Here is a 15,535-nt window from a genome sequence, read left to right on the forward strand (position 1 = left end):
GGTGGCGATGGGCCTTGCAACTGGGATGAGGGCAGTATTTCGACGCCGTTTGACAGATCCGTGACAGCGCACGCCCCCTCAGCCATTTAATCCATTCAAAAATTTATCGTTAACTATTGATCCAATCTATGCATCTTTCCAGCGGCCCCGGCGCTTCTTCTTCGCGCAAAAAAAAAGCCCCCGAAGGGGCTGTGAAAAAGGTGGAGTCATCTGGGATGGACCACCCTTGGAGAGACGTTGCGGCGGCGCCGCCAGATAGGTGTCTGAGCGGCGCCTTCCAGAAAAAGTTCAGAACGTGTGGCGGATGCCGACGGCGAACTCGGTGATGTCGTTGTCCGCCGCCGAGGTCAGGCCGGCCGGCAGCGCCGCATTGAAACGACCCAGGCCGCCGGCGCCGGCGTTGGCGTCGTTGCGGAAGCGGGTCAGGCTCGAATAGAGGGCCGTGCGCTTGGAGAGGTCGTACACCACGCCCACGCCAAAGGCCTTGCTGTCCGCGTTGCTCAGGTTCTTGGGCGAGTTGAGCACGTACTGCGCCTTCCACGTGGTCTTGCCGGTCTGGTAGTCCACACCGATCCAGGCGCCTTCGCCATCGAGATCGGCCACGCGCTTGTCGTCGAAGTTGATGTAGCCGGCCACCACGCGGAACGGCGCGAAGTTGTAGGCGCCCGACAGCGTGCCGATGCGCGCGTCCGTCGAATTCACACCGATGCCGCCACGGGCCTCGTCGGTGAGGTAGGAGCCGATCACGTCGAAGCCATGGCCGGTGTAGCGCACCGAGGCTTCCATCACCTGGTTGTCGCCGCTGGCGCCGGCGACTTCACCCATGCCGTAGACCGCGCCCAGCTTGAAGCCGGCCAGGCTCGGGGACTCGTACTTGATCGAGTTGTTGATCCGCGCGGGACCACCGTTGCCCGTGGCGCCCGCTTGCGGAGGCGCGCCGGTGGCCGACGCACCCCGCACCAGCTCGTAGCCGCCGCCGAAGCCGCCGATGAGTGCGGTGGACGGGCCGGCGGCCGCGCTGGTGAACAGGCTGTGGTCGTTCGTGGCGGCGTAGAGCGCGGTGTACTGGCGGCCGAGCGAGACCGAACCGAAGGCGCCCGACAAGCCCACGTGCGCCTGACGGCCGAACATCGCGCCGCCTTGGCCGCTGGTGCCATCGTCCACGTTCACGCCACCTTCCAGCGTGAAGTTCGCGCGCAGGCCACCGCCCAGGTCTTCCGTGCCACGCAGACCAAAACGGCTGCCGGCCAGGCCACCCGATTGCGCGCGGGACAGCGAGTTCGCGCCATCGGCGTACTGATAGAACATGTCGGCCACGCCATACAGCGTGACGCTCGACTGGGCGAAGGAGGGAACTGCAAGTGCTGCAAGAGCGGCTGCGGCGGCGATTTTTTTCATGGTGTCTTTTCTTGGGTAAAGAAAGTTGAGGGCGAACGAGGCCGTCCCTGGCGAAAACCGGGGTTGGCATTTCCATGGAAGGAACAGGGGGGCGGGGACGCTCAGGAAGGCGGTGGTGCCGCGGCCTGGAAGGCGGCGCGCAGCGCGCCTGCGCCGATGGCGCAATGAAGATGACGAAGGTGGAAGCCCATGGAAAGAACTATAGGCACGACCTCGCTTCGGATAAAGACGATAACCAGGAGTAGTCTGTTTCTATTGCGTCAACAATGCACCCATCCCCCACCCACCCGGCCACTGGCCCAAGGAGCAGACCTTCGATGGACCCCACCACCCCTTCCCTGCCGCATGCGCCCCTGCCCGCCTACTACCGCGACGAGGCCGACCATGCGCGCTACGTGCGCCGCATCTTCGACGAGACCGCCGTCGACTACGACCGCATCGAGCGCGCCATGGCGTTCGGCTCGGGTGGCTGGTACCGGCGCGAGGCGTTGGTGCGGGCAGGCCTGGCGGCCGGCGACAAAATCGTCGACGTGGGCATCGGCACGGGGCTGCTGGCGCGCCAGGCCTGCGACTTGATCGGCGAGCACGGCCGCCTGATCGGCGTGGACCCGAGCCCCGGCATGCTGGCGCAGGTGGACCTGCCGGGCGTGGAACTGCGCGCCGGCCGGGCGGAGGAACTGCCCTGCGCCACGGGCGAAGCCGACTTCCTGAGCTTCGGCTATGCCTTCCGGCACGTGTCGGACGTGGACGCCGCGCTGCGGGAGTTCCATCGGGTGCTGCGGCCCGGCGGCCGCCTGCTGATCCTGGAAATCAGCCAACCTTCGAGCCGCCTTTCGCGCACCCTGGTGAAGTTCTACATGCGCCGCGTCGTGCCCACCCTGGCGCGCTTCGTGGCCCGCGAGCGCGGCAGCGCGGAGCTGTGGCGCTACTACTGGGACACCATCGAAACCTGCATTCCGCCCGCGCAGATTCTGCAGGCCATGGAGCGCGCGGGCTTCCAGCAGGTGCAGCGCCACACCGAGCTCGGCGTGTTCTCGGAGTACACCGCCGTGCGGCCCTGAGAGGATCTCAGTCAGTCGGCCTTCATGATCGTCTCGCCGCGCAGGGCCCCCATGTCGCGGATGTTGAAGCGGTGCCGCTTCCAGCCCGCATACGTGCGGCGCCAGTTCGCCACCGAGACCACGTAGTAGATCAGCTTGAACATCACCAGCGACATCCGATAGGCCGGGCCGTGGTGGATGTCCGCCGCCAGCAGCGACATGAGACCCTGCTTCACCTTGAACCGGTTGTTCGGGTGCATGAACATGTCGCGGATGGTGGGGTTCGTGACGCGGTAGATGAACCACGAGTAATCTCGCGGGCCGATGCGCACGCGCTTCTCGTACGCGGCGCGGGCCGCGGGCAGGCGCTGCGGTTGGTCCAACGCCGTGGCGACGAACTGCGCGCCGTCGAAGCCACTCTGCATCGCCAGGAACACGCCCGAAGAAAACATCGGGTCGATGAACGTGAACGCGTCGCCCACCATCAGGTAGCGGTCGCCCGTGGCGTGCGTGCTGGAGTAGGCGAAGTTGCCCGTGGCATGCACCTGGTCGTCCACCAGCGTCGCGTCCTTCAGGCGATCGTGCAGCTCCGGGCAGAGGGCGATCGTGTCGAAGAAATAGTCCTTCAGCGGCTTGTCGCGCGCTTTCAGGTAGTAGGCCCAACACACCGCGCCCACGCTCGTGGTGCCGTCGGCCAGCGGGATGAACCAGAACCAGCCGTGCTCGAACCAGCAGATGCTGATGTTGCCTTCGCGCTTGCCTTCCAGGCGCCGCGCGCCTCGGAAATGGCCGAACAGCGCCGTGCTGTTGTGGTCCTTGTTCTTCTGCTTGCACCTGAACTTGTTCGCCAGCAGGGTGTCGCGGCCCGTGGCGTCCACCACGAAGCGGGCGCGCCAGCGGCGCGTTTCACCGCTGTCGAGCACCGCCTCGGCACTGGCGCCGTTGTCGTCGAAAGCCACCTCGGTGACCTTCGCGCCTTCGAGCGCGTCGGCGCCCACCTTGGCCGCATGGCGAAACAACAGCTCGTCCATCTCGGAACGGCGCACCTGCCAGGCCGATGCCATCGACGGATCCCAACCCTCGGCGAAATCGACATAGCTGCAATAGTCCAGATCTGGCGGCACGAACTCGATGCCGAACTTCGGCATGCCGATTTTTTCGATCTGGTCGCGCACACCGAGCTTGTCGAACAAGGCCACGTTGCCAGGCAACAGCGACTCGCCGATGTGGAAGCGGGGATGGTGCTCTTTCTCCAGCAACACCACCTTGCGGCCTTCGCGCGCGAGCAGGGCGGCGATGGTGGAGCCAGCGGGGCCGCCGCCGACTACTAGGACGTCGCAATTCTCAGTTGGGTGCATTGGGGGGCTCCTGGGTTGGTGCAGGGCGGAAAAGCTGGGGGTTTGAATGCGGTCCACGACTTAATGACCAAAAGATCAAAAATCTGGAGCGGATCTGCACACCATCAAGAGGGGGAGCAAGCGCTACTTAGCCTCGCCTTGAACGTCGAACAGTGCTTCGTGACTCCCCTGCTAGCCGGGTGCTTTGTATAGCTAACGATTGCTGAGGCCGAGACCAGATCCCGGTCACTATCTAAAAGCTCGTGCTCCTGGGTTTGTCCACTCTCGATAGAGTTCTTCAAAAATGCGTAGACGAGTTCGGAGGCTTTCTCCATCATTTGTCGTTCTACTCGCGGTGTAATAGCTCAGAAGTCTATTGTCTGCGGGTGCTCCAGCCTTTTGATTCTTCGTAGCATCTTTGATTTTTTCGTTCAAATCTGTTAAAAAACCATGTAGGTCACCTACTTTTCTTTTGTGCGTGCGCGTCCACCAATAGTAGATCGGGATACTGCCGCTAGAAGCCAAAAGCGGATCGCGATCGCTGAATTCCGGCGCAAGTACTTCCAGGCAATCTAGTACTCGCTCCTTCGCATCGAAGAATTCACCTCGCTCTAGGTAATGATTGGGATCGTCGACCTCTTTGGCCAACCTTAACCCCAGCTGGGCAAAGCTATCTAGATCGCTCTTTTTCGTATCCACCAAGCTTTGCTTGTATTCGATCAAAAGTAGCTTCGCAATCAAATTGAACTCTTGCATCCGATTGGTGCTAAATTTGATTTTTTTCACGAAAAATGGGTGCAGAGCCAGTTCACGGACCAGTTCTGGGATCGGTCCGCCCATCGCATTTCTTTGCTCCGCTCCATTCGCTGCTTCGCCCATATTCAGGCGAATAAACAACTCCTCGATTTTACGAACATCATTTGTCACTACGCTCATCACGGCAGGCAAAAATCGTTCAACCCTAGCCGCGATGAATGGATGCCTCATTTTGAGTTCCGTGTACGACAGGCCTTGAATTTGTTGCGACAAATCGTCTTCAAAAACTGATGATTTATTCAGCCGGAGCTCGTCTTTGAAGAATGAAAAAATTGCGCCAAGCCGCTGCTTCCCATCAATAACGGCGTAGGCTGAACCGCTGGCGTTCAAGGCGGCCGAGTTGGGCATTTCTAGAAAATTACCGAAATACAGCTTCGGAACATCGAAGCCATTGATCAATGAGTCGATCAGATGCGCTTGCTTCCATTTCGACCAGATGCTTGATCTGCGCTGATACGGTGGGCTTAGGTCAATTCGTCCTTCCAAGTGCTGGTAGTACCACCATTGAAGGTCTTTGGAGTCATGAAGGGTTATCTTGATCATCTTCACCCTCCAAAGCCGCGAAGGCGTCGAATTTCCATGGCAACCCCTTGCAAATCTGGGTAGCTCAAAGAGTCGGTGAATCCGAGTCGAATTAGTGAATGCAATAGTTGCTCAATGTATTCTTTGGGAATAATAATTTTTCGCAGCGCGTCCTTGGCGAAGCCTCCGGATTTAAATTGGGTCTCCATCGAGCTAACATTGCGACCAAAAATTGTGAAAACCCCACGCTGAGCGAACATCCTCGCACTGTTGCTGATCCCTAGAATAGCTGCCGGATGTTCGTGCATTTGCGAGAGTGCCTGGGGAATCAACTCCCTACCTTGAGTTCGACGAGGGGCATAAGATTTGGATTCAAAAGACCCTTGATTCAACGGGCCAATATCTCCGTATTTGGAAATTCTGAGGGCATGCTCATTCCACTTGTATGGATTTAATACCCATACCGCCGCATCATGGGTATACGCATTGTTAATCGTTTTGGCGCTGGTTAATGCAAAATACAAAGATATCAAAGGATTGGTTGACCAATCAAGGAGACGGGTCGGGATGCCATGATGTTGCATGATGAACAGTATGCGTAGTTCGGCCGCTTCGCTCTCGTCATCAAATTTTTCGGTATGAAAGATCGCTTGGCGTTTGAAATCCTCGACAATCTCTCTTTCCATGACTAGCAATGGATCAATGGATTTTTTGATCGGATGTCGGTATAGACCTGGAACTAGTTCATGCTCGGTTGAGCCAATACCTCTGTACCAGTTTGATTCGAACTTGTGATCGTGATCGTTGATGTCTACCGTTGGAAGTAGCTTTTGAGCATGATTGATGAACTCGCCAATCGTCTTCGCAGTGACAGATGCAAGAGCAGGCATGTCTCCCTTTCATTCGTTTTAGGGCGGAGCGTTTCCAAGAAAATGTGGGTTTTCAGGAATATTTATCACCCTTAGATGCGTGCGAATGTCACGGGCAATTTCTTCTGCACTTTCTAAACGCGGCTTGCATTTGGTCGCCCATTGGCGTCCTGGATGTATGACATCCCAGCGCGGTTGAAATCCTTGGTATCTGCCGTTGCCAGGATCGTGGTTGCCAAAGCCGTCTAGAAACAAATTCCACAGAGGTGAAAATTTGGTGATCATAAGGGACTCTCCGAGAGAAATCCAAATTTCATCCACTACCAGATAGCGACAAGAAAAATCGCCCACGGAAAGAGTGCTGCTCGCCGCTCTTACCGAATCAGCATGCTCGGACAATCGGGTAAACAGTGCCTTCGAGCGGGTCGGATCAGCCATCACTTTGCCTTTACGGGCTCCTTGAGGCACGGCTTTTCCCACGTAGATAGGAATGGTAGGAAAGCGTAAATCCTTCTTGTTGGGCTCGGCAATCGGCGAATATGGCTCAAAATCACCGTGATAGTAGATCGCATAGATGCCGGTGCCCATGAATGAATTGAGCGATGCAAGCGAATGAACAGGCTGGCTCACCAGCGCTTCGGCGACGCTTGCGCCTAGGCTCTTCTTGTCCAGCGGGTTGAAAGGAATGATCTCAGCGCTCGTCATGCGGCGGCCCTTGCGCCGAGGGCCATGGCCGAAACGCTCCGGCAGTCAGCTTCCAAGATTGCTTGTCCAACCGATGAGGCGACCAGCCGTGCTAGCGCAACTGGCACGGCGTTACCAAGCTGGCGCATAGTTTCCGTCCAAGACCCGTGGAATACATATCCATCTGGAAAAGTCTGGATACGTGCCGTTTCTCGGGCGGTGAAGTAGCGCACAGACCCATCAGGGTGGACCATCATGTTCTCGCCGCCAGGTACGCCGTGGTCGCCCGCTTTGATGGTCTTTGCCGGCTGATCCAAAGGACTTCCTGTATGACCAGGGTAGACCTTCGCACCGTCCTGGAAGCGATGATCGCGCACCGCCAGTGCCGCGCGTGTGCGTGGATCCGGCAGGTCTGCGATGGCATCGCGCACTGTGCGCCATGGCGCCTCCTTTGGCGAAGTGGCGCCGAGGCGGCGAACGCGCGCTGACAGTTTATCCGGCATGGAAGGCCGGCTCTTCTTCGCAATGCGGTGGCGGGACCAATACTCGCCGGTCACCCACTGCGAGTGAAGCAAGGCGTCCTCGCTGTGTGTCGCGTCGGGAAAGTGCCAATCGATATTCAGATCTGACCGCGTGCCAACAATGAACACTCGTTCACGCTTTTGGGGCACACCATAGTCTGCCGCGTTTACTAACGTGGAGGTGACGTTGTACGTCAAAGCACCATCATGCATGCGTCCAGATGTTTTCTCAGCCTGCAAGCGCATGAGATGATCAAACCAGCTTTCATGCCCGCGCCGCGGGGCTTCTGGAAACTCGAGCTGGAGCTTGATGTACTCGAAGTAGTTTGCGAACGAGGACCGCGTTAGCCCCTTTACGTTTTCGATGATGAAAGCCTTGGGACGTAGCTGTCGCACGATTTGGACCGTGGCAGGAAACATATCCCGCTTGTCGTCATGCGCTTGGTGCTTGCCTCCCATGGAGAAGGGTTGACAAGGGGGGCCTCCTGCTAGCAGCTCTATATCTTTAGGAACGGTAGACCAATCGAGGTCGCGTACATCACCCTCATTTAGTGGCCAGTTGGCGACCAGCGGGTACCCTCGGCGCTGGTTCTCACGAACCGTGTCACATGCCCACTTGTCCCATTCCACCACTGCGAGCGATTCGAAACCCGCAAGGCTGACACCCATCGCCAGCCCCCCGGCACCTGCGTAGAGCTCAACGGCGCGCATCATTTTGCTTGTTTTCCTTCATTCAAAAATCCCTCCAGTTTCAGGACGAGTGCACTCAAATCTTGTAACTCGCATTCCCACACGACCATCGCATCCCACCCCAGCCGCACGAGGTCCGAAAGTTTTCGGAGGTCACGCTCCCGATTGCCTTCAAGTTTAGGGCCCCAGAAGTCCAATCTAGACTTTGGCATGCGAGCCAGGGAACAATCGTTGTGACGATGCCAAAAGCACCCGTGGACGAACACCACCTTGCGCCTGCTAGGGAAAACCAAGTCCGGAGTACCCGGCAATTTCTTGTCATGCAAGCGATAGCGAAATCCGCGAGAGTGAAGCAACTTCCGGACGATCAGCTCTGGCTTGGTGTCTACGCTGCGTACCAGCGCCATGCGCTTAGATCGTTGCGCTGGGCTGAGCGTGTCCATATGGCATTCTACGAGTGCACACCCTAGGCATAGCTTGCCGTCTGTTCGGCGGGAGCTGAACCGAAATATCTCTCCACACCAATGGGATGCACTGTCACTTCAGCTCCGCAGCCCAGACGGTCAAGGTAGTCGGCCCAGAACTGCATCATCGAGCCGCGTTCTGTTTGAAACTTGGTGCGAATCGGTCTAAGTGTTTGATGCTGTTAGACGATCGGGGTGGCATTGCGGTTTTAACCGGCACGGACTGTAACCGTTGCGGGGTGGTACTACCTCAAGTGACAAGGCGCGCTTCGAGAACGAACCTCAAGTGTTTTCAATCGCAACGAGCGTGACAGGCCACGCTATCAAGCCTATTGCAGTTCGCTGCAGCATCAAGCAACCTGGCCGCAAGCGCTCGCGCCTGCGTCGGGCTGAGGCTCCATTCCAGTTCGAAGGGGGCTTCGCGGGCTTGCAGCAGCACCACCGCAGGCACATCCGGTTCCGCCGTGCGGCTCGCGGCCACGCTCAGGCCGGCCATCGTGCGTTGCTGAATCGAGAGTGACATGCGCTGCGCGGGCACGGTGCAGCGCATGAGGTACACCGGCTCGGGCAATGGAATCCGGCGGAGTTTCATGGGGCCGTCCCCGTGTCGTTCATGCCCAGCTCGCGCAGTACCGCGAGGCGGCACACGCTGGCCATGGAGCGGTGTTCGCGCTCGGCCCGCTCCTTCACACGTTCCAGCTCGGCCGGCGTGAGCCTCAGTGCGATGGGGCGCGAGCTGTTGACGCCGTTGGGCACACGCTTGCGTGTCGAAGAGTCAGCTGATCGGGTCATGGCGAAGTAGCTCCTTCCCTGGGCTAGCATTGAGTAACGGAAAAATACACAACCAAGCGGAAAAATGCGATCAAACGATCCATTTTAAACGATTTGAACGATTCCATGAATACTTTTGGCTCACGTTTTCGCGAGGAGCGCCGCCGGCTCGGCCTGATCCAGCAGGAGATCGCCGACGTCACTGGGCTTTCGAAGCGCGCGATGGGAACCTATGAGAGAGGGGTGCGCAGCCCGGATGCCGAGGTGCTGATGCGTTTGATCGATCTGGGCATGGACGTGTACTACGTGCTGACGGGCGAGCGCGTTGGCACCAGGCTGGACCTGGACCCGATGCAGCGCTCGCTGCTGGACGACTTCGAGCGATGCACCCCGGAGGCGCAGCTCGAACTGGTGAAGCACGCCGCGCTGATGGCCAAGGGCGTGGCACCAACGGCTTCGAGCACGCCAGCCCGAAAACCGCGGGCAAAGGCCACCGCCCCCGCCAAACAAAAAAAGAAGAACGACTAGTCAGGCCAGCCTGAAGATCCGTCCATGGCCTTCTCGCTGATCTGCAACGGTTCGCCCCTGCCGCACGAAGAGCCGCACAACGCGGCGGTGCCGTGGTGGAGTTTCACGAAGACGGTGCTGTCGGCCACCTCGCTGACTTTGGTGCGCGATGGCCTGGTCAGGCTCGACGATGCGGCGCCCGAAGGCCCGTTCACGCTGCGCCATCTTCTAAGGCACGAGGCCGGGCTGGCGGACTATGGCGAGCTGCCCGACTACCACGCCGCCGTGGCGCGCCATGAGGCGCCCTGGCCGGCGGGTGAGATGCTGCAGCGCCTGGATGCCAGCCGTCTGCGGTATGAGCCCGGGACCGGTTGGCGGTACTCGAATGTGGGTTACCTGTATGTCGCGCGGCTCATCGAGCGCGTGACCGGCCTCGCGCTGCAAGACGCGCTGGTGCAGCGGGCGCTGGCGCCGCTGGGTGTGGCGGGTGCTCTTCTCGCGAAAACGCCGGCGGATGTGGTGGGCCTGGCCTACCACCCGGGCTGGGTCTATCACGGTCTGCTGGTGGGCCCGCTGTCGGGCGCGGCGCTCTTTCTGGACCGTCTGCTGGCCGGGCAGCTGCTGCCCGATGCGCTGTTGCGCGAGATGCAGACGGCGCGCCACCTGGGCGGGGCCATTCCTGGGCGGCCGTGGACGTCGGCGGGTTATGGCCTGGGGCTGATGCAGGGCACCGTGGACGCGGGGCTCACGGTGGCCGGGCACACCGGCGTCGGGCCGGGCAGCGTGGTGGCGGTCTACCGCTGCGCCCAGGGCGCGGGCTCGGCGACCTGCGCGGTGTTTCATGCGGGGGCCGACGAAGGCCGCGCGGAGAGAGACGTGGTCGATCGTCTCTCGCGGTGCCTGACGCGCTGAGGCCGGCCGGGCGGCGCCCGAGGGTCTCGGTTACCGAGGCAGCACCGTGCCCCGGCACTCCCCGAAGCCGATGCGCCGGTACCCTTCGCGCTCGCAGTGCGCGCGCAGCACGATGGTGTCGCCATCCGCGAGGAAGCCCAGGGTCTCGCCGTTGGCCAGCGTCAGCGGGCGTTGGCCGCCTTGCGTGAGTTCCAGCAGCGAGCCGCCCTGTTCGGGCGCGGGGCCCGAGAGCGTGCCGCTGCCCAGCAGGTCGCCCGCGCGCAGGTCGCAGCCGTTGACGGTGTGGTGGGTCACCAGCTGCGCGGCGGTCCAGTAGGCGTCGGTGAAGTTGGATCGGCTGAGCCGCTCGGCCGCGTGGCCGGCCGCGCGCATGGCGGCGGTCTGCACCCAGGCTTCCAGCGCGATGTCGATCGCGCCTTGCTCGCGGTTGCTGGCCGAGTCCAGGTAGGGCAGCGGTGCCGGGTCGCCGTCGGGCCGGGTGAAGGCCTGGCGGTAGGGCGCGAGCGCTTCCAGGGTGACGATCCAGGGCGAGAGCGTGCTGGCGAAGTTCTTCGAGAGGAAGGGGCCCAGGGGCTGGTATTCCCAGGCCTGGATGTCGCGCGCGCTCCAGTCGTTGAGCAGCACGATGCCGAAGAGGTGGTCTTCCGCGTCTTCGATGGCGATGGGTTCGCCCTGCTGGCTGGGCTGGCCGATGACCAGGCCGAGTTCGAGTTCGTGGTCGAGCCGCTTCGTGGGTTGCAGCGTGGGCGCGGCCCCGTTGCCGGGGCTCAGCTGGCCCATGGGGCGCTTGAATTGATCGGGGCTCACGCGCAGCGTGGAGGCGCGGCCGTGGTAGCCGATGGGCACCCATTTGTAGTTGGGCAGCAGCGGGTTGTCGGGCCGGAACAGCTTGCCCACGGTGGTGGCGTGGTGGATGCCGGTGTAGAAGTCGGTGTAGTCGCCCACGTCGCAGGGCATGCCCATGCGCACGCGGGCCTGCGGGTGCAGCGCGGCTTTGAACGTGGCTTCTTTCGGGCTGCCCTGGCGCAGGCCTTCGCTGAGGGCGCGGCGCAGCGCCCGCCGCTGCTCGGGCGCCAGCGCCAGCAGGCGCGCCATGTCGCTGTGGTCGAGCACACCGGCGCGCTGCAGGTCCAGCACCTGGTCGCCGATCGCCACGCCGATGCGCCAGCCGGGTTCATCGCCCACCCTGAACCGGCCGTAGGGCAGGTTCTGGATGGGGAAGTCGGTGGCGGGGTCGTTCGCGGCCGCCAGCCAGCTCTGCAGGCCGGCGCCGTGGGTGTCGTCGATGCGGGGCGGCGCCATGGGGCTTTACTCCACCTGGATGTTCTGGCGCTTGATGACCGCGCCCCATTTCTGGGTTTCGGCCTTCATGAAGGCGGCGAACTGCTCGGGCGTGCCGCCGGCGGGCCGCAGCGATTGTTCTTCCAGGAACTTCTGGAACTCGGGCGATTTCAGCGCGGCGTTCACGCCACCGTTGAGCTTGCTGACCACGTCGGCCGGCACACCGGCGGGCGCGAGCAGGCCGACCCAGGAAGTGGCTTCGAAGCCGGGGTAGGTGTCGCTGACGGTGGGCACGTCGGGCAGCGCGGGGATGCGTTCGCGCGTGGTCACGGCGAGGGCGCGCATCTTGCCGGCGCGGATGTGGGCCAGCACCGAGGTGACGCTGACGAACATCACCTGCACCTGGCCGCCGAGCACGTCGGTGATGGCGGGGGCGCCGCCCTTGTACGGCACGTGGTTGAACGAGGCGCCGGTGGTGGCCTTGAAGAGTTCGGTGGTGAGGTGGTTGGAGCTGCCCGCGCCGGTGGAGGCGTAGTGCAGCGTGTCGGGCTTGCTCTTGCCCAGGTCCACGAGTTCGCGCAGGGTCTTGGCCGGCACCGAGGGGTGCACCACCAGCACCAGCGGCGAGGTGGCGATCAGCGCGATGGGCTTGAGGTCCTTGTCGGAATCGAAGGTGAGCTTGTAGAGCAGCGGGTTGACGGCGTGGGTGTCGAAGGCGGTGAGCAGGGTGTAGCCGTCGGCCTTGGCGCGCGCGACCTGGGCCGCACCGATGGAGCCGCCGGCGCCGCCCTTGTTTTCCACCACCAGGGTCTGGCCCAGGCTGGCGCTGAGTTCGGTGCCGAGCTTGCGTGTCACGTTGTCCACGATGCCGCCTGCGGGGAAGGGCACGACCACCTGGATGGTCTTGTTCGGGTAGGGGCCGCTCTGCGCGAGGGCGCTCAGCGGCAGGCCGCCGGCGGCCAGGGCCAGGGCGCCAGCCACGACGGTGCGGCGGCGGGTGAATGCAGGGGAAGCGTTGCTCATGTTGTCTCCAGAAAAGGAAAGGGGAAAAAAGGAAAGAAGGGGTCAGTCGTTGATGACCGCGACCGCGCGCACCCAGCCGGCCGAGCCGTGTTTGATCTTGATGGGGAAGCAGCTGACGTCGAAGCCGTGCGGGGGCAGCTGGTCGAGGTTGGAGAGCTTCTCCATCTGGTAGTAGCCGATGTCGCGGCCGGCCTTGTGGCCTTCCCAGATGATGGAAGGGTCGCCGTCGCGCTCGAAGCGCTCGACCACGAACTTGAAGGCCGCGTCCCAGCTGTAGGAGTCGGTGCCGACCACGCGCACGCCGCGCTCCAGCAGGTAGAGCGTGGCCGCGCGGCCGAAGCCGCAGGCGCTTTCCCAGTAGTCCTCCTGGCCCTGGCGCGCGCCGGCGCGGGTGTTGGCCACCACGATGTCCAGCGGCTGCAGTTCGTAGTTGATGCGCTTGAGCTCGGCTTCGATGTCCTGCGGCGTGACCACGTAGCCGGCCTCGAAGTGGCGGAAGTCGAGCTTCACGCCGGGGCGCAGGCACCAGTCCAGCGGCACCTCGTCGATGCCGGGGGCGGGGCGGCCGCCGTCCTGCAGCGCGTGGTCGGTGGTGGGGTGGTAGTGCCAGGGCGCGTCCATGTGCGTGCCGGCGTGGGTGGAGAGCGAGATCTTCTCCACCGCCCAGGCCTTGCCTTCGGGCAGCGAGTCGGGGCCGATGCCGGGGAACAGCTTGGAGAACAGCTCCCACGACTGGTCGTGGTCGGCGTACTGGATCTGCGGGCGGTGGTGGGCCGGCGAGGTGGGTTTGTCTTCCAGCGTGACGGAGAGGTCGATGATGCGGCGGGGCATGGGGGCTTGTTTACGGTGAGGAGGGGGAGGAAGGCGAGGCGGGCCGCGCGCGCAGGCCGGCGACCACGAAGGCGACCAGCTGGCGCACGATGGCTTCGGGGTCGTCGGTGTCGCACAGGCCGCCCGAGAGGCGGTTGAGCCGGTGGTAGGCCGCGTCCGCGTCGGACACGATGTAGTGCATGGCGCCGATGGCGAAGGCGTAGCGCCAGAACGCGTCCTGCCGGCTCAGGCCGGGCTCGGCGTCCATCAGGGCCTGCACGAACAGCAGGGCGGTGCTGTCGTACTGCTGGAACAGCGCGCTGTTCGTGAACTCGCTGGGCAGCGCACGCGCCTGCAGGATCAGGCGCGTGAGCAGGCGGCCGTCGCCGGTGGCGTCGGCGCTCAGGCGGATCGGGGGCGCCAGCAGCGCTTCCACCACGTGCTCGAGCGAGCGGCCCGGGCCGTCGGGCTGCTGCGCCAGCATCTCGCGGCGCAGCTGGTTCACCGGGTCGGCCACGGTCTGCAGCACCTCGCGGATCAGCGCTTCCTTGGAGCCGAAGTGGTAGTGGATCGCCGCCACGTTGGTCTCGCTCGCGGTGGTGATCTCCTTGAGCGAGGCCGCCTCGAAACCGCGCGTGGCGAAGACGCGCAGCGCGGCCATCACGATCTTGGAGCGCGTCGAGTCCTTGGGTTTGGGGGCTGGGGTGTTCATGTGAAATTCAAATTTCAATTTGAAATGTAGATTTGAAGTCTGGCCTGAGGCATTGGTACAAACCCTAGGTCGGCGGGGAATGCGGGCCGCATCTCCGAGGCGGATTCTCATCAAACGAGAATGCAAATTGACCGGCCCCGGGGCGCGGCGCCACCATCCCGACCCTCACACCGCTTCCCATTCGATACTGGAGACTCCATGAAACCTTCCCGCATCCTGGCGCGCACCCTGGCCGCCCTCAGCCTGGGCGCCGCGAGCGCCGCCTGGGCCGGCCCTTTCCAGGGCGGCATCGTCACGCTGATCACGCCGGCCTCCTCGGGCAGCTCGTTCGACAACGCCGCGCGCGCCCTGGCCGACGGCCTGGCCAAGACCTGGGGCATCCCGGTCGTGGTGAACAACCGCCCCGGCGCGGCCACCATCCTGGCCACCAGCGTGGCCGCGAAGGCCGCGCCGGACGGCCGCACGATCCTGCTGTCCGTCACGCCCACGATCCAGGCACCCTTCCTCTCCACCAAACTGGACTACGACCCGGTCACCAGCTTCGCGCCGGTGGCGCAGATGTTCGACGCGCGCCTCTGGCTGGCGGTGAACACCCAGGTGCCCGCGCGCACCGTCAAGGAGTTCGTGGCGCTGGCGAAGGCGCCGAACGCGAAGTTCGCCTACTCCTCGCCGGGCAACGGCTCCACGCCGCACCTGAACGCGAGCCAGCTCGCGCACCAGGCCAGGATCGAGATGCTGCACGTGCCCTACAAGGGCGTGGCGCCCGCCGTGGTGGACCTGGCCGCCGGCATGGTCACCGCCACCTTCGCCAGCTACTCCGACCTGGTGCCGCACGTGCAGAGCGGGCGGGTGCGCATCCTCGCCAGCACCGGCGCCGAGCGCTCGCCGCTGAGCCGCGACGTGCCCACGATGAAGGAGGCCGGCTACGCGGACTTCGAGACCGTGGGCTTCGGCGGCCTCGTGGTGCCGGCCGGCACACCGCAGCCGCTGGTGGACGAGATCTCGCGCGACGTGATCAAGGTGCTGGCCCAGCCCGAGGTCAAGGGGCGCCTGATCACGCTCGGCCTCGAACCGCACAGCCAGGGCCCGGCCGAGTTCGGCAAGCTGATCGTGGCGCAGACCGCCTACTGGAAGAAGGTGATCAAGGACGCCGACGTCAAGCCCGAATGAACGCCCCG

17 protein-coding genes are annotated in these 15,535 nt (G+C 62.9%); 4 read left to right on the forward strand and 13 right to left on the reverse strand.

What is annotated here, in order from left to right; translation table 11 throughout:
• Nucleotides 1-288: 288 nt before the first annotated feature.
• Nucleotides 289-1,398, reverse strand: coding sequence for a porin (locus ABSY19_RS14525; RefSeq protein ID WP_382152545.1), 1,110 nt, complete (start codon nt 1,396-1,398; stop codon nt 289-291).
• A gap of 317 nt (nt 1,399-1,715) precedes the next feature.
• Here ABSY19_RS14525 and ABSY19_RS14530 point away from each other — a divergent pair, with 317 nt between their 5' ends.
• Nucleotides 1,716-2,459, forward strand: a complete 744-nt coding sequence (locus ABSY19_RS14530) for a class I SAM-dependent methyltransferase (RefSeq protein ID WP_382152548.1) — start codon at nt 1,716-1,718, stop codon at nt 2,457-2,459.
• Nucleotides 2,460-2,470: 11 nt separating this feature from the next.
• Here ABSY19_RS14530 and ABSY19_RS14535 read toward each other — a convergent pair whose 3' ends face one another.
• From ABSY19_RS14535 to ABSY19_RS14570, 8 genes are all read right to left on the reverse strand, one after another.
• Complete coding sequence (locus tag ABSY19_RS14535) at nt 2,471-3,796, reverse strand: NAD(P)/FAD-dependent oxidoreductase (RefSeq protein WP_382152551.1); 1,326 nt, start codon at nt 3,794-3,796, stop codon at nt 2,471-2,473.
• Nucleotides 3,797-4,024: 228 nt separating this feature from the next.
• Entirely contained in the window at nt 4,025-5,134 is a 1,110-nt protein-coding gene (locus tag ABSY19_RS14540) for a DUF262 domain-containing protein (protein WP_382152554.1), read from the reverse strand.
• Between the two features lie 2 nt (nt 5,135-5,136).
• A complete protein-coding gene (locus ABSY19_RS14545; protein ID WP_382152557.1) occupies nt 5,137-6,003 on the reverse strand; it encodes an FRG domain-containing protein in 867 nt (288 codons plus the stop codon).
• 18 nt (nt 6,004-6,021) lie between these two features.
• On the reverse strand, nt 6,022-6,687 hold the full coding sequence (locus tag ABSY19_RS14550; RefSeq protein WP_382152559.1) for an Eco29kI family restriction endonuclease: 666 nt from the start codon (nt 6,685-6,687) through the stop codon (nt 6,022-6,024).
• On the reverse strand, nt 6,684-7,898 hold the full coding sequence (locus ABSY19_RS14555; RefSeq protein WP_382163810.1) for a DNA cytosine methyltransferase: 1,215 nt from the start codon (nt 7,896-7,898) through the stop codon (nt 6,684-6,686). Before ABSY19_RS14555 ends, ABSY19_RS14550 begins: the two co-directional genes overlap by 4 nt.
• Complete coding sequence (locus ABSY19_RS14560) at nt 7,898-8,320, reverse strand: very short patch repair endonuclease (protein WP_382152562.1); 423 nt, start codon at nt 8,318-8,320, stop codon at nt 7,898-7,900. The genes ABSY19_RS14555 and ABSY19_RS14560 overlap by 1 nt, the downstream gene beginning before the upstream one ends.
• Nucleotides 8,321-8,633: 313 nt before the next feature.
• Nucleotides 8,634-8,933: a hypothetical protein gene (locus tag ABSY19_RS14565; protein ID WP_382152564.1), complete on the reverse strand. Its 300-nt coding sequence runs from the start codon at nt 8,931-8,933 to the stop codon at nt 8,634-8,636.
• Nucleotides 8,930-9,133 (reverse strand): hypothetical protein, encoded by a 204-nt coding sequence (locus tag ABSY19_RS14570; RefSeq protein ID WP_382152567.1) that lies wholly within the window; start codon nt 9,131-9,133, stop codon nt 8,930-8,932. The genes ABSY19_RS14565 and ABSY19_RS14570 overlap by 4 nt, the downstream gene beginning before the upstream one ends.
• Before the next feature lie 105 nt (nt 9,134-9,238).
• Between ABSY19_RS14570 and ABSY19_RS14575 the strand changes: the two genes are divergently transcribed.
• Both ABSY19_RS14575 and ABSY19_RS14580 read left to right on the forward strand, forming a co-directional pair.
• Nucleotides 9,239-9,640 carry a helix-turn-helix domain-containing protein gene (locus tag ABSY19_RS14575; protein WP_382152570.1) on the forward strand — a complete coding sequence of 134 codons (402 nt, stop codon included), beginning with the start codon at nt 9,239-9,241 and terminating at the stop codon, nt 9,638-9,640.
• 24 nt (nt 9,641-9,664) lie between these two features.
• Nucleotides 9,665-10,531: a serine hydrolase domain-containing protein gene (locus tag ABSY19_RS14580; RefSeq protein WP_382152573.1), complete on the forward strand. Its 867-nt coding sequence runs from the start codon at nt 9,665-9,667 to the stop codon at nt 10,529-10,531.
• 30 nt (nt 10,532-10,561) lie between these two features.
• Here the strand turns inward: ABSY19_RS14580 and fahA are convergent, their stop codons facing one another.
• Genes fahA through ABSY19_RS14600 form a run of 4 tightly spaced genes read right to left on the reverse strand, consistent with a single transcriptional unit; the run spans nt 10,562 to nt 14,357 of the window.
• Nucleotides 10,562-11,833 carry a fumarylacetoacetase gene (gene fahA / locus ABSY19_RS14585; protein WP_382152576.1) on the reverse strand — a complete coding sequence of 424 codons (1,272 nt, stop codon included), beginning with the start codon at nt 11,831-11,833 and terminating at the stop codon, nt 10,562-10,564.
• Between the two features lie 6 nt (nt 11,834-11,839).
• Entirely contained in the window at nt 11,840-12,835 is a 996-nt protein-coding gene (locus tag ABSY19_RS14590; RefSeq protein WP_382152579.1) for a Bug family tripartite tricarboxylate transporter substrate binding protein, read from the reverse strand.
• Nucleotides 12,836-12,877: 42 nt separating this feature from the next.
• Nucleotides 12,878-13,666: a cyclase family protein gene (locus tag ABSY19_RS14595; RefSeq protein ID WP_382152582.1), complete on the reverse strand. Its 789-nt coding sequence runs from the start codon at nt 13,664-13,666 to the stop codon at nt 12,878-12,880.
• A gap of 10 nt (nt 13,667-13,676) precedes the next feature.
• The gene (locus ABSY19_RS14600) at nt 13,677-14,357 is read right to left on the reverse strand and encodes a TetR/AcrR family transcriptional regulator (RefSeq protein WP_382152585.1); all 681 of its coding nucleotides are present in this window, start codon (nt 14,355-14,357) and stop codon (nt 13,677-13,679) included.
• A 198-nt stretch (nt 14,358-14,555) separates the two neighbouring features.
• On the opposite strand from ABSY19_RS14600, the gene ABSY19_RS14605 reads away from it, so the two are divergent.
• The gene (locus tag ABSY19_RS14605; RefSeq protein ID WP_382152588.1) at nt 14,556-15,527 is read left to right on the forward strand and encodes a Bug family tripartite tricarboxylate transporter substrate binding protein; all 972 of its coding nucleotides are present in this window, start codon (nt 14,556-14,558) and stop codon (nt 15,525-15,527) included.
• Nucleotides 15,528-15,535: the final 8 nt, after the last annotated feature.

Source organism: Hydrogenophaga sp. ANAO-22, assembly GCF_042466645.1.
Lineage (GTDB): Bacteria > Pseudomonadota > Gammaproteobacteria > Burkholderiales > Burkholderiaceae_C > Hydrogenophaga.

What these genes read in the sequence shown, in the direction of transcription:
- ABSY19_RS14530 (WP_382152548.1), top strand. Translation starts at nt 1,716, where the DNA reads ATGGACCCCACCACCCCTTCCCTGCCGCATGCGCCCCTGCCCGCCTAC.
- ABSY19_RS14590 (WP_382152579.1), bottom strand. Translation starts at nt 12,835, where the DNA reads ATGAGCAACGCTTCCCCTGCATTCACCCGCCGCCGCACCGTCGTGGCT.
- ABSY19_RS14550 (WP_382152559.1), bottom strand. Translation starts at nt 6,687, where the DNA reads ATGACGAGCGCTGAGATCATTCCTTTCAACCCGCTGGACAAGAAGAGC.
- ABSY19_RS14565 (WP_382152564.1), bottom strand. Translation starts at nt 8,933, where the DNA reads ATGAAACTCCGCCGGATTCCATTGCCCGAGCCGGTGTACCTCATGCGC.
- ABSY19_RS14540 (WP_382152554.1), bottom strand. Translation starts at nt 5,134, where the DNA reads ATGATCAAGATAACCCTTCATGACTCCAAAGACCTTCAATGGTGGTAC.
- ABSY19_RS14605 (WP_382152588.1), top strand. Translation starts at nt 14,556, where the DNA reads ATGAAACCTTCCCGCATCCTGGCGCGCACCCTGGCCGCCCTCAGCCTG.
- ABSY19_RS14545 (WP_382152557.1), bottom strand. Translation starts at nt 6,003, where the DNA reads ATGCCTGCTCTTGCATCTGTCACTGCGAAGACGATTGGCGAGTTCATC.
- ABSY19_RS14525 (WP_382152545.1), bottom strand. Translation starts at nt 1,398, where the DNA reads ATGAAAAAAATCGCCGCCGCAGCCGCTCTTGCAGCACTTGCAGTTCCC.
- ABSY19_RS14570 (WP_382152567.1), bottom strand. Translation starts at nt 9,133, where the DNA reads ATGACCCGATCAGCTGACTCTTCGACACGCAAGCGTGTGCCCAACGGC.
- ABSY19_RS14595 (WP_382152582.1), bottom strand. Translation starts at nt 13,666, where the DNA reads ATGCCCCGCCGCATCATCGACCTCTCCGTCACGCTGGAAGACAAACCC.
- ABSY19_RS14560 (WP_382152562.1), bottom strand. Translation starts at nt 8,320, where the DNA reads ATGGACACGCTCAGCCCAGCGCAACGATCTAAGCGCATGGCGCTGGTA.
- fahA (WP_382152576.1), bottom strand. Translation starts at nt 11,833, where the DNA reads ATGGCGCCGCCCCGCATCGACGACACCCACGGCGCCGGCCTGCAGAGC.
- ABSY19_RS14600 (WP_382152585.1), bottom strand. Translation starts at nt 14,357, where the DNA reads ATGAACACCCCAGCCCCCAAACCCAAGGACTCGACGCGCTCCAAGATC.
- ABSY19_RS14580 (WP_382152573.1), top strand. Translation starts at nt 9,665, where the DNA reads ATGGCCTTCTCGCTGATCTGCAACGGTTCGCCCCTGCCGCACGAAGAG.
- ABSY19_RS14535 (WP_382152551.1), bottom strand. Translation starts at nt 3,796, where the DNA reads ATGCACCCAACTGAGAATTGCGACGTCCTAGTAGTCGGCGGCGGCCCC.
- ABSY19_RS14575 (WP_382152570.1), top strand. Translation starts at nt 9,239, where the DNA reads ATGAATACTTTTGGCTCACGTTTTCGCGAGGAGCGCCGCCGGCTCGGC.
- ABSY19_RS14555 (WP_382163810.1), bottom strand. Translation starts at nt 7,898, where the DNA reads ATGCGCGCCGTTGAGCTCTACGCAGGTGCCGGGGGGCTGGCGATGGGT.